Source organism: Polymorphobacter fuscus (assembly GCF_011927825.1).
In the GTDB taxonomy this organism is placed as follows: Bacteria; Pseudomonadota; Alphaproteobacteria; order Sphingomonadales; family Sphingomonadaceae; genus Sandarakinorhabdus; species Sandarakinorhabdus fusca.
Map to the genome: position 1 here is coordinate 2,743,531 of NZ_JAATJI010000001.1, position 20,613 is coordinate 2,764,143.

Annotated in this window: 16 protein-coding genes and 2 pseudogenes; 10 read left to right on the forward strand and 8 right to left on the reverse strand. The window is 64.9% G+C overall.

All coding sequences use genetic code 11. The features are described 5' to 3' along the window. Positions 1-296 precede the first annotated feature (296 nt). From GGQ62_RS13055 to GGQ62_RS13070, 4 genes are all read left to right on the forward strand, one after another. Positions 297-2,195 (forward strand): ribonucleoside-diphosphate reductase subunit alpha, encoded by a 1,899-nt coding sequence (locus tag GGQ62_RS13055; RefSeq protein ID WP_152579208.1) that lies wholly within the window; start codon positions 297-299, stop codon positions 2,193-2,195. 257 nt (positions 2,196-2,452) lie between these two features. Continuing rightward, positions 2,453-3,508: a ribonucleotide-diphosphate reductase subunit beta gene (locus GGQ62_RS13060; RefSeq protein WP_152579182.1), complete on the forward strand. Its 1,056-nt coding sequence runs from the start codon at positions 2,453-2,455 to the stop codon at positions 3,506-3,508. Positions 3,509-3,545: 37 nt separating this feature from the next. Continuing rightward, the gene (locus GGQ62_RS13065) at positions 3,546-4,364 is read left to right on the forward strand and encodes a hypothetical protein (RefSeq protein WP_152579183.1); all 819 of its coding nucleotides are present in this window, start codon (positions 3,546-3,548) and stop codon (positions 4,362-4,364) included. Then, positions 4,361-5,035 (forward strand): pentapeptide repeat-containing protein, encoded by a 675-nt coding sequence (locus GGQ62_RS13070; RefSeq protein ID WP_152579184.1) that lies wholly within the window; start codon positions 4,361-4,363, stop codon positions 5,033-5,035. Before GGQ62_RS13065 ends, GGQ62_RS13070 begins: the two co-directional genes overlap by 4 nt. 261 nt (positions 5,036-5,296) lie before the next feature. On the opposite strand, the gene GGQ62_RS13075 is transcribed toward GGQ62_RS13070, so the two are convergent. After that, the gene (locus GGQ62_RS13075; RefSeq protein WP_152579185.1) at positions 5,297-5,545 is read right to left on the reverse strand and encodes a hypothetical protein; all 249 of its coding nucleotides are present in this window, start codon (positions 5,543-5,545) and stop codon (positions 5,297-5,299) included. Between the two features lie 236 nt (positions 5,546-5,781). Here GGQ62_RS13075 and GGQ62_RS13080 point away from each other — a divergent pair. Together GGQ62_RS13080 and GGQ62_RS13085 are read left to right on the forward strand one after the other, a co-directional pair. After that, positions 5,782-6,101, forward strand: a pseudogene (locus GGQ62_RS13080) (endonuclease domain-containing protein). Positions 6,102-6,382: 281 nt separating this feature from the next. Further along, positions 6,383-6,862: a hypothetical protein gene (locus GGQ62_RS13085; RefSeq protein ID WP_152579186.1), complete on the forward strand. Its 480-nt coding sequence runs from the start codon at positions 6,383-6,385 to the stop codon at positions 6,860-6,862. Between the two features lie 76 nt (positions 6,863-6,938). Here the strand turns inward: GGQ62_RS13085 and GGQ62_RS13090 are convergent, their stop codons facing one another. Together GGQ62_RS13090 and GGQ62_RS13095 are read right to left on the reverse strand one after the other, a co-directional pair. Further along, positions 6,939-7,910 carry an alpha/beta hydrolase gene (locus GGQ62_RS13090; RefSeq protein WP_152579187.1) on the reverse strand — a complete coding sequence of 324 codons (972 nt, stop codon included), beginning with the start codon at positions 7,908-7,910 and terminating at the stop codon, positions 6,939-6,941. Between the two features lie 20 nt (positions 7,911-7,930). Then, entirely contained in the window at positions 7,931-10,810 is a 2,880-nt protein-coding gene (locus GGQ62_RS13095; protein ID WP_152579188.1) for a TonB-dependent receptor, read from the reverse strand. Between the two features lie 252 nt (positions 10,811-11,062). On the opposite strand from GGQ62_RS13095, the gene GGQ62_RS13100 reads away from it, so the two are divergent. Together GGQ62_RS13100 and GGQ62_RS13105 are read left to right on the forward strand one after the other, a co-directional pair. Further along, entirely contained in the window at positions 11,063-12,442 is a 1,380-nt protein-coding gene (locus tag GGQ62_RS13100; protein ID WP_152579189.1) for a pectate lyase family protein, read from the forward strand. Further along, positions 12,439-12,822 carry a cupin domain-containing protein gene (locus tag GGQ62_RS13105; protein WP_152579190.1) on the forward strand — a complete coding sequence of 128 codons (384 nt, stop codon included), beginning with the start codon at positions 12,439-12,441 and terminating at the stop codon, positions 12,820-12,822. The genes GGQ62_RS13100 and GGQ62_RS13105 overlap by 4 nt, the downstream gene beginning before the upstream one ends. Before the next feature lie 4 nt (positions 12,823-12,826). Here the strand turns inward: GGQ62_RS13105 and GGQ62_RS13110 are convergent. The 5 genes and pseudogenes from GGQ62_RS13110 to GGQ62_RS13130 form a co-directional block, all read right to left on the reverse strand. After that, a pseudogene (locus tag GGQ62_RS13110) lies at positions 12,827-14,343 on the reverse strand (carboxylesterase/lipase family protein). Continuing rightward, positions 14,330-15,334, reverse strand: a complete 1,005-nt coding sequence (locus GGQ62_RS13115) for a sugar kinase (protein ID WP_152579191.1) — start codon at positions 15,332-15,334, stop codon at positions 14,330-14,332. Before GGQ62_RS13115 ends, GGQ62_RS13110 begins: the two are co-directional and overlap by 14 nt. Next, on the reverse strand, positions 15,334-16,089 hold the full coding sequence (kduD, locus tag GGQ62_RS13120) for a 2-dehydro-3-deoxy-D-gluconate 5-dehydrogenase KduD (RefSeq protein ID WP_152579192.1): 756 nt from the start codon (positions 16,087-16,089) through the stop codon (positions 15,334-15,336). Before kduD ends, GGQ62_RS13115 begins: the two co-directional genes overlap by 1 nt. Next, entirely contained in the window at positions 16,086-16,919 is an 834-nt protein-coding gene (gene kduI / locus GGQ62_RS13125) for a 5-dehydro-4-deoxy-D-glucuronate isomerase (protein WP_152579193.1), read from the reverse strand. The genes kduD and kduI overlap by 4 nt, the downstream gene beginning before the upstream one ends. Before the next feature lie 88 nt (positions 16,920-17,007). Continuing rightward, complete coding sequence (locus GGQ62_RS13130; RefSeq protein WP_152579209.1) at positions 17,008-18,033, reverse strand: LacI family DNA-binding transcriptional regulator; 1,026 nt, start codon at positions 18,031-18,033, stop codon at positions 17,008-17,010. 105 nt (positions 18,034-18,138) lie between these two features. Here GGQ62_RS13130 and GGQ62_RS13135 point away from each other — a divergent pair, with 105 nt between their 5' ends. Together GGQ62_RS13135 and GGQ62_RS13140 are read left to right on the forward strand one after the other, a co-directional pair. Beyond that, on the forward strand, positions 18,139-19,644 hold the full coding sequence (locus GGQ62_RS13135; protein ID WP_152579194.1) for a UxaA family hydrolase: 1,506 nt from the start codon (positions 18,139-18,141) through the stop codon (positions 19,642-19,644). A gap of 88 nt (positions 19,645-19,732) precedes the next feature. After that, positions 19,733-20,587: a 2-keto-4-pentenoate hydratase gene (locus GGQ62_RS13140; RefSeq protein WP_243446700.1), complete on the forward strand. Its 855-nt coding sequence runs from the start codon at positions 19,733-19,735 to the stop codon at positions 20,585-20,587. Positions 20,588-20,613 lie beyond the last annotated feature (26 nt).

A 20,613-nucleotide genomic window follows, 5' to 3' on the forward strand; every position in this document is an offset into this window, starting at 1 on the left:
AGCCCTTGGGCGTGTTTGCCGCGGCGCGAAAGGCCCGGAAAAAGATAAATTGGGCTTGTGTTTCAAAGCGGATCAGGCACAATCTGTAGCTCGGGGACAGGCGCCGTCACACAAGCTGTGGTGGCACAGGTCGAAGGAGGGCAGACCATCGGCACAACGCCGGGCCACAACGCCGGTTGTGGATAACGGGGATAAGTGCACGCGCACGGATTGGCGCGTGACCCCGGTTTGTTCTCATTCTACCATCCCCCGGCAGGATCGATTCGGGAGTGATGCGGGTGAGCGAATTTCAGACCATGGCCGATCGTGACGGCCACAGCGAGGACGTGCTGACCCGCGATCCGGCGCCTGCCGCGGCGGCGCCCGCGCCCGCGGCGCGTCGCGCCTCCAACGAGGTCATGCCGTGGAAATTCCCGATCACCGTCGATCGCAGCCGCGACGCGCTGCTGACCGACTTCGGCCGCGAAACCCTCGACGACCGCTATCTGCTCCCCGGCGAATCCTACCAGGACCTGTTCGCCCGCGTCGCTGCCGCCTATGCCGACAACGCCGCCCACGCCCAGCGGCTCTACGATCACATGTCGCAGCTGTGGTTCATGCCCTCGACGCCGGTGCTGTCGAACGGCGGCACCGGGCGCGGCCTGCCGATCTCCTGCTATCTCAACTCGGTCGGTGACAGCCTCGATGCCATCGTCAACACCTGGAACGAAAATGTCTGGCTGGCGTCGCGCGGCGGCGGCATCGGCACCTATTGGGGCAATGTCCGCGGTATCGGCGAACCCGTCGGCCTCAACGGCAAGACCAGCGGCATTATCCCCTTCGTCCGCGTCATGGACAGCCTCACCCTCGCCATCAGCCAGGGGTCGCTGCGCCGCGGTTCGGCCGCCGTCTATCTCGACGTCTCCCACCCCGAAATCGAGGAATTCCTCGAAATCCGCAAGCCGTCGGGGGACTTCAACCGCAAGGCGCTCAACCTCCACCACGGCGTCCTCATCACCGATGCCTTCATGGCGGCGGTCCGCGACGGCACCGATTTCGACCTCATCAGCCCCAAGACCGGCGAAAAGCGCGGGCGGGTCGATGCCCGCAGCCTGTTCACCAAGCTCGTCGAAACCCGGCTGGCGACCGGCGAGCCGTACATCATCTTCGTCGATGAAGTGAACCGCACCATGCCTAAGCACCAGCGCGACCTGGGGCTGAAGGTCAGCACGTCGAACCTTTGCTCCGAAATCACCCTGCCGACCGGGCCGGACCATCTCGGCAACGACCGCACCGCCGTCTGCTGCCTGTCGTCGCTCAACCTCGAAACCTGGGACCAGTGGCACGGCGACCCGCAGTTCATTGAAGACTGCATGCGCTTCCTCGACAATGTCCTGCAGGATTACATCGACCGCGCCGAACCCGAAATGGCGCGCGCCCGCTATGCGGCGGAACGCGAACGCTCGGTCGGCCTCGGCGTCATGGGGCTGCACAGCTTCTACCAGGCGCGCGGCATCGCCTTCGAAGGCGCCATGGCGAAATCGTGGAACCTGAAGATGTTCCGCCACATCCGCGCCCAGGTCGACCAGGCGTCGATGGCGCTCGCTGCCGAACGCGGCCCGTGCCCCGATGCCGCCGACATGGGCGTCATGGAACGCTTTTCCTGCAAGATGGCGATCGCGCCGACCGCGAGCATCTCCATCATCGCCGGCGGCACCAGCGCCTGTGTCGAACCCATCCCCGCCAATATCTACACCCACAAGACGCTGTCGGGCAGCTTTTCCATCCGCAACCCGTTCCTCGAAAAGCTGCTGATTTCCAAATCGAAGAACAGCGACGCGGTGTGGAACTCCATCCTCGAACAGGGCGGCTCGGTCGGCCATCTCGACTTCCTGACGGCGGACGAAAAGGCGGTGTTCCGCACCGCCTTCGAAATCGACCAGCGCTGGCTGCTCGAACTCGCCGGCGACCGCACGCCCTATATCGACCAGGCGCAGTCGCTCAACCTGTTCATCCCGGCGGACGTGGAAAAATGGGACCTGCTCATGCTCCACTATCGCGCCTGGGAGCTCGGCATCAAATCGCTCTATTATCTCCGCTCGATGAGCATCCAGCGCGCCGGGTTCGCCGGCGGCGTGGAGGCGGACAACACGCCAGCCGCGCCCATCATGAAGATGGAGATGAAGGATTACGACGAATGTCTGGCGTGCCAATAGCAGGCGCCTCCGGCGGCCAGGGCCATTGGCCCCGGACCCCATTCGTCAGAATGCCGTGCCTGACAGCAGGGCATGACTCCGGGTGACCGGAGGACCAACGGGCAAGCTGCCCGGTTGGACGGCGAGGGGGCCGCGGCGTTGCATTCCACGACGCAAAGCCACGGCCCCCTCCCACAGTTTTGCCCAGGCCCCCGAAACGGGGTCTGGGGCCCAAGGCCCCAGCCGCCGGAGGCCATTTCTTCGAAAAGGTAATCCCCATGTCGCTCCTCAAGGCCTCCAAATCCTACAAGCCCTTCGAATATCCCTGGGCCTATGACTTCTGGAAACGCCAGCAGCAGATCCACTGGATGCCGGAGGAAGTGCCGCTGGGGGAGGATTGCCGCGACTGGGCGCAGAAGCTCACCGAGCATGAGCGCAATCTGCTCACCCAGATCTTCCGCTTCTTCACCCAGGCGGATGTGGAGGTGCAGGACTGTTATCACGAAAAATACGGCCGGGTGTTCAAGCCGACCGAGATCAAGATGATGCTGGCGGCGTTCAGCAACATGGAAACGGTGCACATCGCCGCCTACAGCCATCTGCTCGATACGATCGGCATGCCCGAAAGCGAATACAGCGCCTTCCTCAACTACAAGGAAATGCGCGACAAGCACGAATATCTGGCCAATTTCAACGTGGAGACCGACACCGATATCGCCCGCACGCTGGCGATGTTCGGCGGCTTCACCGAAGGGCTGCAGCTGTTCGCCAGCTTTGCCATGCTGATGAACTTCCCGCGCTTCAACAAGATGAAGGGCATGGGCCAGATCGTCACCTGGTCGGTCCGCGACGAAAGCCTCCACTGCGAAGGCATCATCAAGCTGTTCCACGCCTTCTGCGCCGAAACCGGCGTGCTGACGCACAAGCTGCGCGACGAAATCGCCGACATCTGCCAGCGCACCGTCCGGCTGGAAGACAATTTCGTCGACCTGGCCTTCGAAATGGGCCCGGTCCCCGGCATGACCGCGTCGGACATCAAGCGCTACGTCCGCTTCACCGCCGACTGGCGGATGAAGCAGCTCGGCATGAAGCCGATCTACATGATCGAGGAACACCCGCTCCCCTGGCTGACGCCGCTGCTCAACGGTGTGGAGCATGCCAATTTCTTCGAAGCCCGCGCGACGGAATATTCCAAGGCGGCGACCAAGGGCAATTGGAACGAGGTCTGGGACGCGTTCGACAGCCGCAAGGGTGCCAAGGCGCTGAGCGAAGGCGGGGCGGCGAATGGGGTTGATGACCGGCAGGGTGGGTTGTTGGGGGTGGCTGCGGAGTAATTAAATAGTTAACCCCAACTATAAGGCTTAAAAAAACGTGAACTCAAACCAACGGCGGATATTCGACAGCGTCGTATCAGTAGACGCGTGGCACACGTCATTTGACAATGCCAGTCAAGTCGCTGCTGTTCATGTTGACGTATCGTTCCTGAGAGGGAAGCTTGGGGATGAGCCAGAAAGCCCAGTTCGTTTTGAGGTTTCCTTGAGCAAGGCGGAGGTTGTATTTATAATACCGGCAGGCGAACCTTTGTCTGTCATACAGACATCTGTTCGTAGAGAGCAGCCTCTGACAGTTCAAAAAACATTGATCACATCAAAAGACAGATCAATGATGGTGAAAGGAAATGCAGGTCTGAATATTGATGCAGCAAATACCAATATAGAGCTGTCTTCATCGGGAGGGTACTCAAACGCAACAAATTCGCAGGAGCAAACGCAGGTTACCCAAAATACGGGCGGTATAGCTTGGGCGCAATCTAAACTGCCGACCGGTGAGTACGTTTGGCAACTAGCTCCAGCCAATTCAAAAGCGCTGCTCGGTAAAGCATGGGATTCGGTTCTAGAGCCGCTACTTAAAATAAAGAATATGAGCAAGGTAGAGAATGTAATTGAGTCTGTCGCCAGAATTGAGGTCCGTTGCAGACGCGAAGATTTAGTTATATCCAATTTTGTTATTAAAGATCAAGGCGTTGTACAAAACATTAAAAACAAGATGCTTAACAACAAGATTGCAGCGGCGGAGGCATACATAAGGAATTCCCTATCTGACAGGAATCTTGATGTAAGAAATTTTTCGGATCCGTATGGATCTATTACACTCGCAGATTTGTTTATTGAAAAGCAAATAGAAGAATGACTAGCTGGCTAGCTGGAATAAATAAAATACTGTCTGCAAATACCGCAGACTTGAAAGAACTTGCCAGAACAGTCGGAGCCGAGCCAGAGATATTCTATGTCGGACAAGACCTGTCCGCATGTGATCTAAAAGACCAAGACTTGCGCGGAATGAACCTTACAGGTACCAATCTGACTTGGTCGAACCTAAACGAAAATACAAAAATTGATCCCCAGTTTGATCCCAGGTTTGTTTTTATTGAAGAATATGTAAATTTCAAAATTACATTAAAGATGGCTGCTCTCTTGCAGTCTTATTGTAATAATCGACACTACACCTATAAAGCATGGGCCGTTAAGAATCTGGTTGATGTCGCCGTTCGTGCTGATCATAGATTTAGTGGAAACTATGGACTATTTGTCGAAACAAACAGCCTATATGAGGAGATCCTCAGGGAGAAACGTAAGACAACTAGTATGCGGGTTTTGATATTCCTTAACATCCAACGCAAAGTATTTGAGCTTTCAATCTCTCGATATGGGCATTTTGATTCGGACATTTATGCGCGACTAATTCTGGAAGGAATTGTGCGAGATCGTCTGCCGAAGTTGAATTTCGACTCGTATGGTAATATTGATCCTTTCCAATTGTACCCTGACGTTTATGAAAACTATCAGCTATTATTGGCGTGACGCTTGAATAAGTGTTTGACAGAGATTGCAGTAGTGCGGCCTTAAAATCGCTCGAAAGGGGTTGGGGGCCAGCGCCCTAGCCGCAGGAGGCAGGCAGAAAGAGCGTTGTGCCAAGGCCTCGCCGTAGAAAAGATTCGACGGGGGAAGGCCAGTGTTGTCATCGTCAGCCTCGTGGCATAGCGGTAGGCGGCGTCCTGACCGAGGGGCGCCACGCCATAGTCGTAGATCGCGTCAAGGTCGCCTCGCGCCGCAGCGCTGAACCTAAGCCTTGGCAAGCAGGTTGCGAGCGCGGGCGTCGGCGAATATCTCCTCGATAGTCAGGTCGCAGACCTCGCTGGTGTCCCCTTCATCGAGTGCCGCATAGAGCGCCGCCTGCCGTGCGGCATCGTCGCGATCACGCACGACCAGATCGCTGAGATAGGCGTCGGCGTCGGGCCCGGCGCAGGTGGCGACCTGCCGGGCGATCCCTTCGCGGGCCGGTTCGGCATGGCGGGAGGGCGCATCGGACATGCCCGCAAATCTGCCCCCGATGGTCGCGCCCGTCAAAAAAAGGGGTCCGGGCAGCGCGGCTGGTGTGCGAGGTTTCCCAGGACGCGACACCCTCACCCGTGGCCGCGCTGCGCGCGTCTCTCGACCTCTCCCGCAGGCGGGAGAGGGGTTGCTGTGGCCGGCGCCGTCGATAATCTGCTCCCATGTCGCGCGTCACTCGGATCGTCAGCCCGCATGCGGCGCCGCTGCGGCAGAGCATGCCCGACGCCGAAGCCCGGCTGTGGCGGGAGCTTCGCGATCGCCGCCTGCTCGGGCACAAGTTTCGCCGGCAGCACAGCATCGGGCCGTTCATCGCCGATTTGCCTGTGTCGCGGCGCGGCTGGTGATCGAACTCGACGGTTCGCAGCATGCGCACGCCGGGGCCGCCGACGCGCGCCGCACCGCCTTGCTGGCGGCCGAGGGCTGGACGGTCATCCGCTTCTGGAACGCGCGGGTGCTGGCCGACATGGACAATGTGCTGCGCGAGATCATCGCCCATCTGCGGTCGCCGCGCAGCGGAAATTGCAAGCAGTCCTGACAGCGCCGCCCGACTCGACCCTCCCGTTACCCCCGTTGCACCCCGTCACCACCCCGCGAACGCCCTGCCGCCGCCCCGGAAACGCCCCCAGGATGCCCCGCGGCGACCCCGTCGCGCCCCGGCGACGCCCGGTTTTCATCCCGAAAGACCAGGACAATCACCACGCCGCGAACAGCAAGCCCACACAAAATATCGTTCCAGACCAACTGTTTGCTGGTGCCACGCGCCACATCATAACCCGAAATCTTGACAAAACAAGCCATATAGGTTAGTGGTGAACCATGAAAATGCCCCGCACCACCCGCCGTATCCGCTCCGATGGCTGGACGCTGCCGCGCCAGCGGATGTTCATCAAGACGCTGGCGATGACCGGGTCGGTCAAGCAGGCGGCGGCGCGGGCGGAGATGTCCGAATCCTCCGCCTATCGGCTGCGGCTGCACCCCGGCGCCGAGGCGTTCCGCAGCGCCTGGGAGACGGCGCTCGGCGCCTGTCCGACAACGCTGCGGCAGGTGGCGTTCGATCGCGCCATCAACGGCGTGCTGGAGGATGTCTATTGCAACGGCGTCGCCGTCGGCCGCCGCGTCGTGCTCAACGACCGGCTGCTGATGTTCCTGCTGCGCCACTATGACACCGGCGCGGCCTTTACCCCGCAGCACAAGATGCTCGAGGCGCTGGAACGGCTGGTCGAGGCCGACGACCCTGCGCCGGAGATCGTCGCGGCGGCGGACGCGCAAGGTCAGCCGGCGGTGGACGTAATCTGAACTTGTCGGCAGCAAGTGACTGACGGAAAACGATAATCCCGGAAACAAGGCGCTGCAATCCACAGCGGGGTGAGGATCAGGCGGCGCTGACCAGCCCCTGCGTCGTCGCCCAGGCCAGGAACAGCTCGGGCCATGCCGCCGCCGGCTTGCCGACCGCGCCGCGCAGGCCAAAGCCATGGCCGCCGGCGGTGAACAGGTGCGTTTCCACCGCGATATTGCGGGCGCGCAGCGCGGCGCGCAGGACAAGGCTGTTGTCCACCGGCACGCTGGCGTCGTCTTCGGCATGGACGAGGAAGCAGGGCGGCGCGTCGGCGGGGATGTTGCGATGCGGGCTGTGCGCCGCCTCCAGCGCCGGATTGTCGCCGATCAGCAGGGTCCGCGACCCCGGATGCGCGAGCGGCGGCGTCATCGAGACGACGGGGTAGATGGGCGCCGCCAGCAGCGGCCGCGCCGGCAGCGCATCGGCGGCATCGACCGGCGCATAGGTGCTTGTGGCAAAGCGCGCCGCCAGGTCGGCGCAGACATGGCCGCCGGCCGAAAAGCCCATGGCGCCGACCCGCGCCGGGTCGATGCCGAAGGCGGCCGCACGGTGGCGGATGCGGCGCATGGCGCGCTGTGCATCGGACAGGGCGACATCGGGCCCGGCGGCCCAGCCGTCGCCGGGCAGGCGGTAGAACAGCACAAAGGCGGTGACGCCGCGCGCCGCCAGCCAGCGGCCGAGCTCATAGCCTTCCTTGTCGACGACGACATGGCGAAAGCCGCCGCCGGGGATGACCAGCATGGCGCCGCCGTTGGGTTGGACGGGGCGAAAGACGACGAGGCGTGGCCGGACGATGCCGGCGACGGCGCGGTCCGACCGGCCCGGGTCGGTGCTGCGTTCGGTGACGGTCTCGCTCGGCAGCGTCGCCGGCGCGCCGGGTGCGCCGGCGGGCCACAGGTCGATGGTCTCGGTCGGCGCCGGGCCGGGAAGCGCCTTGCCGGCGGGCGGCGGCGTCTGCGCCGCCACCGGGGCGGCGAGACCGGCAATCAGGAGGGCGCGGCGATCCATGGCAACGACCTCCCGAAGGCCTAGTATTTGAAGCGGACGCCGAAATAGAACTGGCGGCCGGTGTGGTGATAGACGCTCAACCGGTCGGCCGCGCTATCGATATATTGGTCGATATACTGGTCGGTCAGGTTGATCGCCTCGAAGGTCAGGCTGATGGCTTCGTTGAACTTGACCGAAGCCGACATGTCGACGTTGACCGTGCCCTTGACGCCTTCGACATCGTTGAAGGTCGGTTGGCCCGAATTGGCGTTGAACACCGGCCCGGCGCCCGGCGCGACGCCGTTGCGGCCCGGAACGTTGGTCAGGTAACCGCTGCGATAGGCCACCGAACCGCGGATCGAGAAGACATCGTCTTCATAGTAAAGCGTGCCGTTGGCGCTGTGCTTCGACAGGTTGACCAGCGGCTGGATGATGACCGGGGCACCCGCAGCCGTGGCGAGCGGATATTCGATCTTGGAATCGACATAGGTGTAGTTGACCTGGACGCCGAAGTTCGACCAGCCGGCGGGCAGGAAGCTGAACGGCGTCTGCAGGCCGACTTCCAGGCCCTTCAACGTGCCGCCCTTGCTGTTGGCCGGCTGGGTGACGGTGAACAGGTCGGTCGGCGCGACATTGGTCCCGGCCAGCAGCGTGTCGGGCAGGCCGAGCTGGTTGAACGGGATCTGCTGGGTGGTCGTGGCGACGAAGCTGTTGATGTCCTTGTAGAACAGCCCGACGGTCAGCGCCGCGCCCTTGGCGAAATACCATTCGGCGCCAAGGTTGTAGTCCCATGCCTTGGTCGGATCGACAAAGGGGTTGCCCAGCGACAGGGTGCGGTTGCCGCCGCTGATCGAGAACGACCCGCCGGGGTTGACCGTGCCGATGTTCGGCCGCGCCATGACGCGGGCGACGGCGGCGCGCAGGATGATCTCGTCGGTGACATCGACGCTGAGGTTGGCCGAGGGCAGCCAATTGCCATAGTTGCGGGTGACCTCGATCAACTGGAAGCCGGGGGCGGTGGGCGTGTTCTGGTAACCGGTCGACGTCTGGCGGGTGTCGACATAGCGGACGCCCGCGTCACCGCGCACGCGCATGCTGCCGATCTCGCCCGAATAGACGATCTGGCCGAAACCGCCGAGGCTGCGTTCGCCGACGGTGGTGAAGCTGCCGCGGGCGCTGGCGTTGGTGATGCCGGTCAGCGCGAACTTGCCGGTGTTGGAATAGAAGCCGAGCGTCGACGCCATGGCATCGATATTGGGAACAACGAAGCCGGCCGGCGATCCGCCCAGCGCCGTGTTCGGGCTGAACGAATAGATCGACGTCAGGCCCGGCAGCTGCCCGGGGGCGATGAGGCCCGCGACATCGGTTTCGCTGGTGCGGCGGAACTCCTGCGAGCTGTAGCCGTACTTCTTCCAGTCGCCGCCGACGCGCAGCTTAAGCGTGTCGGTCGCATCGAATTCGAGCTGGGCCCGGCCGACCTTGAAGTCGTTATCGACATATTGCGGGCGCAGGCGGACTTCGGCGAGGGTGAACCTGGTCGGGTCGGTGACGTCGAGATTGCCATAGTTGAACGTCGGCGCCCGACTGCTGAAGTCGTAGCTGTAGCCCTGGACGTTGTTGGCATCGAGCGCGACGGTGGTCTGGATGGGGTTGGAGAAGGCCGACTTCGAATAGCCGCCGAGCAGGTCGAGGCGGACGCGATCGCCGAACTCCTGGTGCAGCGAGCCGGTGTATTGCTGGAACTTGGTTTCGAGCTCGTCATAGCGCGATTCGACCCGCACATCGACGTTGTTGAACCGGCCGCTGACGAGGCTGTTGTTCGAATCGACAACGGCACCCGGCAGGATGACGGTGTCCTGCTTGCCGCCGGCGCCGCGGCTGAAGGAGATCGCCTCCAGATACTGCTCCGACCGGTTCGACTTGAAGGTGGCATAGAGCGCATCGAAGCTGAGCAGCGTCGCGTCGGTCGGCGCGAACTGCAGCGACCCGGTCAGGCCGAGGCGTTTGGTGTCATAGCGATAGCTGTCGTAGCGCGGGATGCGCGGGGCAAAGAAGCCATAGCCCTGCTGCGCGCCGTTGGGCAGCGTCGATCCGGGGGCGAAGGCGCCGGTCGGGCGGCCGCCGGCGGGGGCATTGTCGGTGCCGCGTTCCCAGCGCACGGTCGAAGGACCTTCTTCGGCAATCCCGCGTTCCGAATAGGCGGCCGAGACGAGAACGCCGATCTTGCCGTCAGCGAACTTCTTGGAAATCAGCGCCGCCAGCTTGGGGTTGATGGCGTTGGAGAAATCGTTGATGCCGACCTGCGCCGACCCGGCAACGGTCATGTCGTCCTTATAGTCGAACGGCCGCGCGGTGACGAGATCGACGGTGGCGCCGAGCGAGCCTTCCTCGACATCGGCCGATGCCGATTTGCGGACGGTGATCGAATTGAACAGTTCCGACGCAAAGACGTTGAAGTCGAAGCTGCGGCTGCGGTTGGCGCCGCCGCTGGCATCGGCACCGCCGGTGGTCGACAGGCCCTCGATGCCGTTGATGCGGACGCGGGTGAACGTCGGCCCCAGGCCGCGCACGGTGATGTTGCGGCCTTCGCCCTGGTCACGCGTGATGGTGACGCCGGGGATGCGCTGGATCGATTCGGCCAGATTGTTGTCGGGGAAGTCGGCGATGTCTTCGGCCCGGATAACATCGACGATGCCGATCGACAGCCGCTTGTCGTTGAGCGCGCCGGCGAGCGAGGCGCGGTATCCGGTGACGAGGATCTCCTCCTCCGGATTGCCGGCAGCGGGCGCGGCCACGGCGGTGGCCGGGTTGGGGGCCGGCGCCGCGTCCTGCGCCCGGGCAGCCGATACGGCGAGGACAGACAGCGACGTGCAGCCGAGAAGCTGGATCGTGCGACGTGCGAAGCGGTTGCGTGGTGTCATGACAGTCTCCCCATGTTCGGCCGACCCGCGTGACACCGGTTACCAATTCGGTAAACGGCGCCGAACGAGCGCGTTCTTTTTGTCCGTGACGTTCCGTTGCGGAAAATGGCCCCGCTGCGCGGATGCCCAATTCCTCCCCTTCCCGCCACATTTGCTGTGGTCTGCGACTGGTTTCTTGTCTAAGTAACCGGTGTCATAAACGACATTGTCCACATGCAATGGCCTTGTCAACAATTCGCTGGGGAGATCAGAATGCGTGGATGTCGATCCTTTCTGGGGGTTGCAATTGGGACACTATCGCTCGCGATACTTGCCCAGCCGCTCGTCGCTGCGCCGGTGGATGGCACGCCCGCAGCCGGCGGCACCACCACCGCCGGCGGCCGCGGTGGCCGGATCATCCGCGTCACCAATCTGAATGCCACCGGTCCGGGGTCGCTGCGCGCCGCCGTGGAGGCCAAGGGCCCGCGCATCGTCGTCTTCGAAGTCGGCGGGTTGATCGACCTCGGCCGCAGCGTGTTATCCATCACCGAGCCCGACCTGACCATCGCCGGCCAGACCGCACCGTCGCCCGGCATCACCATCATCCGCGGCGGCATCGACCTGAAGGCGCATGATGTCATCATTCGCCACATCCGCGTCCGCACCGGCCGCGACGGCCAGGCGGCGCTGTCGGGCTGGGAGGCCGATGCCTTTTCCACCGTCGCGGCGCACGATGTCATCATCGATCACAACAGCTTCACCTGGGCGCTCGACGAAAACATGTCGGCGTCGGGGCCGCGCTTTGCCGGCGGTGACACGGTGGCGGACTGGCGCAAGAACACCAGCCGCAACATCGTCTTTTCCTACAATCTTGCCGCCGAAGGCCTGGCCAACGCCAGCCACCCCAAGGGCGAACATTCCAAGGGCAGCCTGATCCACGACAATGCCACCGGCATCGTCTTCTGGCGCAACATCTGGGCGCACAATGTCGAACGCTCGCCGCTGCTCAAGGGTGGTGTGCAGGCCGTGATGGTCAACAACCTGATCTATGATCCCGGCGAACGTGCCGTCCACTATAATCTGATGGCGCTGGAATGGACCGGCCAGCCTTATGTCGAAGGCCGGCTGACCGCGATCGGCAATGTCATGCGTGGCGGCCCTTCGACGGCGCCGGGCCTGCCGTTCCTGATGCTGGGCGGCGATGGCGACCTGCGCTATTTCGGCAAGGACAATCTGGCGGTGGACAAGTTCGGCGTCGCCCTGCCGATGGTCGGCCGCTATGGCGAAACCCGGGCGAAGATCGTTACCGCCGCCACCCCCGATCCGCTGCCCGCCGGCGTGACCGCCATGCCGGTGCGCGACGTCGAAACCCATGTCCTCGCCAATGCCGGGGCGCGGCCGTGGGACCGCGATGCCGACGATATCCGCGTGCTGTTCTTCATCGCCGAAGGGCGCGGCGGCATCATCGACGATGAAAAGACCGTCGGCGGCTATCCGGTGCAGAAGCCGACGGCGGCACGCTTCGTCGAGGCGGATTGGGACATGGCGACGATGGAGCCCAAGTCGGGCCTGTATCCGGGCCAGAAGGCACCGGCGCCGCAAGAGCATCTTTCGGAACGCGATGCCGCGATGCGCAATGGTGCGCCGAAATGATCGCACTGGTGCTCGCAGCGCTGCTCGCCGGGGCGCCGATGGTGGTCGTCGATGAACGCGACACGCTGGTGCGCGAGGCGCCGCCGCATGGCGGGCAGGGGATGAGCAGCGCCTGGCGGATCAGCGACAAGGCGCCCGGCCGCAGCATGGAATTCCGCAAGCGCGGGCTCGACAAGGGCGCCTCGATCGGCCTGCACGTGCTGGGGCATGACGAAGTCTATTATGCCGTCTCCGGCACGGGGCGGGTGACATCGGATGGTGTCGAACGCCCGCTGGCGCCGGGCATGGCGGCCTATCTCTACACCGGCGCCAATGTCGGTATCGTCCAGACCGGCGACGAGCCGCTGGTGCTGATCATCGCCTATCCGGTGGTCCGCTAGCCGGTCAGCTGCCGGGCTGGATATAGGGGACGCGCGCGAACAATTCGCGTTGCCAGCGGCGCGGGTCGTCTTCGGGCCGGGATACGGCGTCGAAGATCATCGTGGTGCGGCGATCCACCCGATATTGCGCCCAGTCGCAGGTGCCGGTGCGCGCGAAGCGGATGAACACGGCCATCATCGCCGCACTGACCCGGCGCGCAGCGGCGCTGTCGCCCGATGGCGCGTCGGCGGCGGCCGTGGTGCCGAAGACCAGCGGAATGTCCATCGTGTGCAGCGCGCCGGCATCGGCGCGGGCGGGGTCGGCGAAGTCGAGCTGATAGACCCAGGTCGGCGCGTCGGCGGCGGCCCGCGCTTGCGCCTCCTCGACCTGCCCGCGCCAGCTGCGCGCGGCGGTCACGGCGTCCCACAGGATGTCGCGCGGGGACCAGCCCGGATAACGGCCGCGATATTGGGCGATGACCCATTCGGGCAGGATATCGACACGCAGTTCGGGCGCCATGACGGCGGCCAGATTGTCCCAGCCCAGGCCGGCGAGCTTCGGCGAACCGGCGGGCAGGAAGGCACGTGCCTCGTCGCGGGTGTTGCCGAGCAGCATCGGGATGGCGTTCGACTGCGGGTTGGCGTCGGGCCAGAACGGGTGGCGCACGAGGCTTCGCATGTCGAGGACCGGGGCGAAGTTGACGGTGCCGGCGAGGATGGGGTCGGGGGCGCCGAGCGCCCCGATGAGCGCTTCGACGGGCGCAGTGAGAGGGTCGCGGCCGAGCCGGGCGAGGAAGGCGCGGGCGCGGGCGGTGGCATTCAGCGGCCCGGCGGCGGTCACCTGCTGCCCGCTCATGGTGATGGCGCGGTGGAACAGGCCGCGGGCAGCCGGCATGCCCATCAGCGTGGCGATCTTGGCGCCGCCCCCGACTGGCCGAACACCGTCACATTGCCCGGGTCACCGCCGAAGGCTACGATATGGTCGCGCACCCAGTGCAGCGCCAGCGCCAGGTCGAGCTGCCCGGCATTGCCACTGTCGGGAAACCGCGGATCGATGCGGGCAAGGTAGAGATAGCCGAGCGCGTTGAGGCGATGGTTGACCGTGACGACGACGACATCACCCTGCGCGGCCAGCGCCGCGCCATCGTTCATCGCATCGGTGCTGCTGCCGTTCGCATAGGCGCCGCCATGAATATAGACCATGACCGGCCGCCGCCCGGCATCGACGCCGGGGGTCCAGATGTTGAGGAACAAACAGTCTTCGGATTGCGGGACGTAGCGGTTGCCGGACTGCGGCGCGACGGGGCCGAAGCCAGTGGCGGGGATCGTCCTGCCGGGGTTTGCTTCGGGGGTGGGGGGGAGAAAGCGTGCCGCCCGGCCATAGCGGATGCCGCGGAAAACAAGGGTCCCTGCTTCGCGCGTTCCGGTGAAATTGCCGGCGGCCGTGCGCGCGACCGGGTCGGCGGCGCGTGCCGGCGTGGCGGCAAGCAAGGGAACGGCAGCAAGCAGCGCACGCCGTGAAACCGCGCTAGCGGCGGACATCCAGCCCGCCGGCGAGGAAGGCCGCGATATCGGCGCGGCCGAACAGGCTGGCATCCCCCGGCAGCGAATGTTTGAGGCAGGCGAGCGCCAGGCCGATCCGCGCCGCATGGTCGATGTCGCCTTCGGACAAGCCATGGAGGACACCGGCGGCAAAGGCATCGCCGGCGCCGATGCGATCGACGATGCCCGACACCAGTACCTCATCGGTTTGCGCCGACGCATCGCGGGTGTCGATCCGTGCCGCGATGCGGTGGCGGTCGGCATCTTCGGTGTGGCGTGCCGTCGAGGCGATCAGCTGCAGCCGCGGAAAGGCAGCAAAGGCGGCGTCGGCGGCGGCACGGCGGCGGTCCGACCCGCCACCGGGAAAATCACGTCCGAGCAGCAGGGCGACATCCTGGTGGTTGCCGAACAGGATGTCGGCATGGCCGATCAACTGGGTCAGAATGGCACGCGGGTCGCTGTCCCACGCCTCCCACAGCCGGGCGCGGTAATTGCCGTCGAAGGACACCGGCACGCCGAGCGCCGTCGCCGCTTCGGCCGCGGCGATGGCGCCCTGCGCCGGCACCGGGCCGAGGGCCGGTGTGATCCCCGACAGATGCAGCCGCGCCGCGCCGGCGAGCAGCGCCGGCCAGTCGAAGGCGTCGGCGGGCGTGGTGGCGAAGGCGCTGTGCGCCCGGTCGTAAACGATTTCGGAAGCGCGCAGGCCGGCGCCGGGGCTGAGGAAATACAGCCCCATGCGGCCATCGCGGGTGGTGACGGCGCGGGTATCGACGCCGTGCGTACGCACTGCGCTCATAGCGCCGCGGCCGAGCGCATTGTCGGGCACGGCGCTGACCATCGCCGTGTCATGTCCCAGGCAGGCGAGGCCGATGGCGACATTGGCCTCCGCACCGCCGACGTGGAGATCCAGCGCCGGCGTCTGCATCAGCAGGGTGCGGCCGGGCGCGGTGAGGCGGATCAGCAGCTCGCCGAAGCAGACGACCGCGCCCATCAGCGTGCCAGCCAGCCGCCATCGACGGCGAGGATATGGCCATCGACGTAATCGGACGCGGACGAGGCAAGGAATACCGCGGCACCGCCCAAATCGGCCGCATCGCCCCACCGGCCGGCGGGAATACGGCCGAGGATCGACGCGTTGCGGTCCGGATCGGCGCGCAGGGCATCGGTGTTGTTGGTGGCGATATAGCCCGGCGCGATGGCGTTGACGTTGATCCCCCTGGCCGACCATTCGTTGGCGAGGAGTTTCGTGAGGCCACCGACGCCGGACTTCGACGCTGTGTAGCTGGGCACGCGAATGCCGCCCTGGAACGTCAGCATCGATGCGATATTGATGATCTTGCCGCGACCATTGGTAATCATGTGCCGCCCCGCCGCCTGGGCGAGGAAGAACACCGATTTCAGGTTGGTGTCGATCACCGCGTCCCAATCGGCCTCGGTGAAATCCACGCTGTCGGCACGCCGGATGATGCCGGCGTTGTTGACGAGGATGTCGAGCCCGCCAAGGCTTTCCAGCGTCTCGGCGACGATCCGGTCGACGGGTTCGATCGTCGACAGGTCGGCGGCGACCAGGATGGCGCGGCGACCCAGCGCCGTCACCTTGGCAGCCGTTTCCGTCGCCGGCGTGCGGCCGACGGCGGCGATGTCGGCACCGGCGCCGGCCAGCGCCAGCGCGATCGCCTGGCCGATGCCGGTGTTGGCGCCGGTGACGACCGCGACGCGGCCCGAAAGATCGAACATGCCGGTCATTGCAGCTGGCAGATGTCGAGGACGTTCATGTCGGTATAGTCGAGGTTCTCGCCGCCCATCGCCCAGATGAAGGCATAGGCGCGGGTGCCCGAACCCATGTGGATCGACCAGGGCGGGGAAATCACCGCTTCCTCATTGGCCATGACGATGTGGCGCATCGAATCGGGTTCGCCCATATAATGGAAGACCCGGTCATCCTCGCCGAGATCGAAGTAGAAATAAATCTCGCTGCGGCGATCGTGGAGGTGCGGCGGCATGGTGTTCCAGACGCTGCCGGGCTTGAGGATGGTCAGGCCGAGCAGTAGCTGGGCGCTGTCGCAGATGCCGGGGATGACCATCTGGTAGATGGTGCGCTCGTTGGAGCCTTCGAGCCCGCCGCGTTCCAGCGGATTGGCCTCGGCAATGGCGATCTTCTTCACCGTCTTGGCGACATGCGCCGGGGTGGAAGCGAGATAGAAACGCGCGCCTTCACCTTCGAAGACCACGTCGGTGGCGCCCATCGGGATATAGAGGCAGTCACGCGGCGCCATGTCGAAGCTCTCGCCATCGACGCTGATGCGGCCGGGGCCGCCGACGTTGACGGCGGCGAGTTCGCGGCGTTCCAGAAAGGGCTTGCCGGCGGCCGAAGCGGGCGCAACCTGCGTCGGCAGCGCCAGCGGCGTGGCACCCGGCGTGGCACCGCCGATGACGAAACGCTCGTTGTGCGAATAGTTGAGGACGACCTCGCCGGCCCGGAACAGCCCGGTGATCAGATAGCGATCGCGCAGTTCGTCGTTGGCGACCATCTCCATCATGTCGGGGTGGGTGGCGTGGTAGGTTTTCTCGAACATCGAACAATCCCTTCAGGCTGTGGGCAGCAGCATCATGGCTGCGTCTGGTAACCGGTGTCAGCGTGGCTGACAACGCATTCCGGCGAACTCATCTCGGTGGCGCCACCGACGCGCGCTGGATCAGCGCCGAGAGAAACAGCGCATCCCCGGGCATTTCCGGCAGCGCGTCGATGGTCCCGGCGAGCAGCTTGCGCGCGGCCGCCTTGCCCATCTCCACGATCGGCCAGCGCACCGTCGTCAGCGGCGGCCAGATATGGGCGGCGATGGCGGTATCGTCGAAGCCGATGATCGACAGGTCGGCCGGGACATCGAGCCCCATTTCCCGCGCCGCATGCAGCGCGCCGGCCGCCATTTCATCGTTGGATGCAAAGATCGCGGTGGGCCGCGGGTCCTGCGCCAGCAGGTTGCGCGTCGCCACCAGCCCCGATTCAAACCGGTAATTGCCTTCGACCGCCCAGGCCGGCTCCGGCGTGATGCCGCCGGCGACGAGCGCTTCGTTAAAGCCGTGATGCCGTTCCGATGCCGATCGGAACCCCGGCGGGCCGGTGATGATGCCGATGCGGCGGTGGCCGGTCGTCATCAGGAACGTCACAACTTCGCGCACCACTTCGCGGTCGTTCGACGCGACCATGTGCGCGGCGTCGTCAAGCTCGGCCGAGCCCATGCGGACATAGCGGCAGCCGAGTTCGAGGCACAGGCTGGCGAGACCGTCATTTTCGGAAATCGGCGGTAGCAGCACCACGCCGTGCAGCCGCTGGCGTTCGAGGAACGACCGCACATCGGCGACCAGCGTCGTCGACCCGCGATCGACGGGCCGGACGATCAGTTCATATTCGGTGCCCTTCAGCACGCTCAAAATGCCCTGCTGCACCCCCAGCACCATCTGCGCATTGGGGTTGTCGTGCACCAGGCCGATCAGGAAATTGCGCCGCAATGCCAGCGCCCGGGCCTGCGGGTTGGGAATATAGCCGGTCTGGCGGATGACGTCGTCGACGCGCTTGCGCGTTTCCTCGTTGAGCAGCGGCGAACGGTTGATGACGCGGCTGACGGTCTTTTTCGAAACGCCCGACAGCCGCGCGATGTCGTTGATCGTGGGCTTGGCATTGCCGCTCATGCTGTCGTCAGCGTCCATTGCGTCCCCCCCGCTTCATCGTCCCCGCGCCGTCTCGGTGCCGCGCATTTCATGGACAATGACACCGGTAACCCCTATCGAACCAGCATGGATGTTTCAATCGCTCCTGTCCTCCCGGCCGTGCTGCAGGTCGATCGGCACGATACGGTTGCGGTCGCCCTGCGCGACATCGGCGCTGGCGAGATCGTCCCTGTCGGCGGGTCGGAGATTGCCGTCCGGAACGCCGTGCCGAAGGGGCACAAGCTGGCCATCGCGGCGCATCATGCCGGTGACCCGGTGGTCAAATACGGCTTTTCCATCGGCCATGCCACAATGGACATCGCGGTCGGCGACCATGTCCACAGCCATAATGTGGCGACGTCGCTCAGCGGCGAGGACAGCTATCGTTACCAGCCGGTCCCCGCCCCGGTTCGGGAAGCCGCCGCACCCGCGCAGTTCAGCGGCTTCGTCCGCGCCGACGGCCGCGTCGGCACCCGCAACGAGATCTGGGTGCTGCCGACCGTCGGGTGCGTGGCGCGCACCGCCCAGAAGATTGCGGCACGCGCCGCCGGGCGTCTCCACGGCAGCGTGGAGGGCGTCCATGCCTTTGGTCATCCGCATGGCTGTTCGCAGCTCGGCGACGACCTCGGCGGAACGCGTGCGATCCTGGCGGCGCTTGCCAGCCATCCCAATGCGGGCGGCGTCCTCATCCTCGGCCTCGGCTGCGAATCGAACCAGATCGACGAACTTCTCGCCCTGGTGCCCGAGGCGCAGCGCGGGCGGATCCGGACCTTGCGGGCGCAGGGCGCAGGCGACGAGATCGAAGCCGGGCTGGCGCTGGTCGATGACCTGATCGCCGAGGCCGGGCGCGCGCAACGCGAAGTCGTCGGGCTCGACCGGCTGGTCGTCGGGCTGAAATGCGGCGGCTCCGATGCGTTCAGCGGGCTGACGGCCAATCCCCTGGTCGGCAAGATCGCCGACCGCGTCACCGGCGCCGGCGGCAGCGCCGTGCTGACCGAAATTCCCGAAGTCTTTGGTGCCGAGACGCTGCTGATGGCCCGCGCCCGGGACGAGGCGACCTTCGATGGCATCGTCACCATGGTCAATGATTTCAAACGCTACTTCCTCGCGCACGGCGAGCCGGTGTCGGAAAACCCGTCCCCCGGCAATATTGCCGGTGGCATCACCACGCTGGAGGAAAAATCGCTCGGCGCGGTGCAGAAGGGCGGCCATGCGCAGGTCGGGGATGTCATCGGCTATGGCGCTTCGGTGCGGCGCACCGGGCTGACCCTGCTCGACGCCCCCGGCAATGACGCCGTTTCGTCGACGGCCCTCGCCGCAGCGGGCGCGACCGTCATCCTGTTCACCACCGGCCGCGGCACGCCGCTCGGCTTTCCGGTGCCGACGATCAAGGTCGCTTCGAACAGTGCGCTGGCAGCGGCCAAGCCGGGCTGGATCGATTTCGACGCCGGCTCGGTCCTCGCCGATGGGCTGGCCGGGGCGACCGACGCATTTCTCGATCGAATCCTGGCCGTGGCCTCGGGCGCGACGACGGCGGCAGAGCGCAACGAGGAGCGCGAAATCGCCATCTGGAAGCGCGGCGTAACGCTTTGACCGGCAAAATGCGACGCGCCGCTTGCATCGCTCGACTGCTTATGACACCGGTTTCCAACAGCAACCATGGCCTTGGGGAAGGGTGAGGGTGACAGAAATTACGCCGATTGCCGGTGCGGACAATGATGCGGGTCGCGATTCGAACGCGGACCCCGCCCGCATTGCCGGGGTCTTTGTTGCCGCGCGCCGCAGCGCCACGCCGATCGGCGATTATCCGGGCACCATCCCGGAGACGCTGGCCGACGGCTATGCGATCCAGGACCAAGCCATCGCGCTGCGTGGTGGCGCCATTGCCGGATGGAAGGTCGGCCGCATCTTGCCGCCGCTCGATGCGCACTATCGCAGCCAGCGGCTTGCCGGGCCGATCTTTGCCGATCGCGTCGTCATGGCCGATGACGGGGCGTCGCGCGCCATGACCGTTTTCGCAGGCGGTTTCGGCGCTGTCGAGGCCGAGTTCGTGTTTCGTCTTGGCATCGTCGATCCGGCAAAGACTCATTATTCGCTCGCGGAGGCGGCGGCCGCCGTCGCCGGTGTCCATGTCGGGATCGAGATCGCCAGCTCGCCGCTGGGTGCCATCAACGATCTCGGCCCGGCGGTCACCGTGTCGGATTTCGGCAACAACCAGGGCCTGATCGTCGGCCCCGAGATCGCCGATTGGGCCAGCGCCGGCTTCGACAGCTGGCCGGTTTCGGTCGCTATCGATGGTGTCGAAATCGGCAGCGGCATGGCCGGCAATTTTCCCGATGGCACCGTGGGTTCGGTGAAGTTCCTGCTGGAATTGCTCGCCCAGCGCGGCATCGCCGTGCCTGTGGGGACATGGGTGTCGAGCGGGGCGGTCAGCGGCGTCCATGTCATCGCCAGCGGCCAGTCCGCGACGGCGCGCTTCGGCGACCGGTTCCGGCTTGACTGCCATATCGAACGGGCTGCACCGGACGCCGGTTGATGCGTTCGGCGGCCATGGGGAGGTGA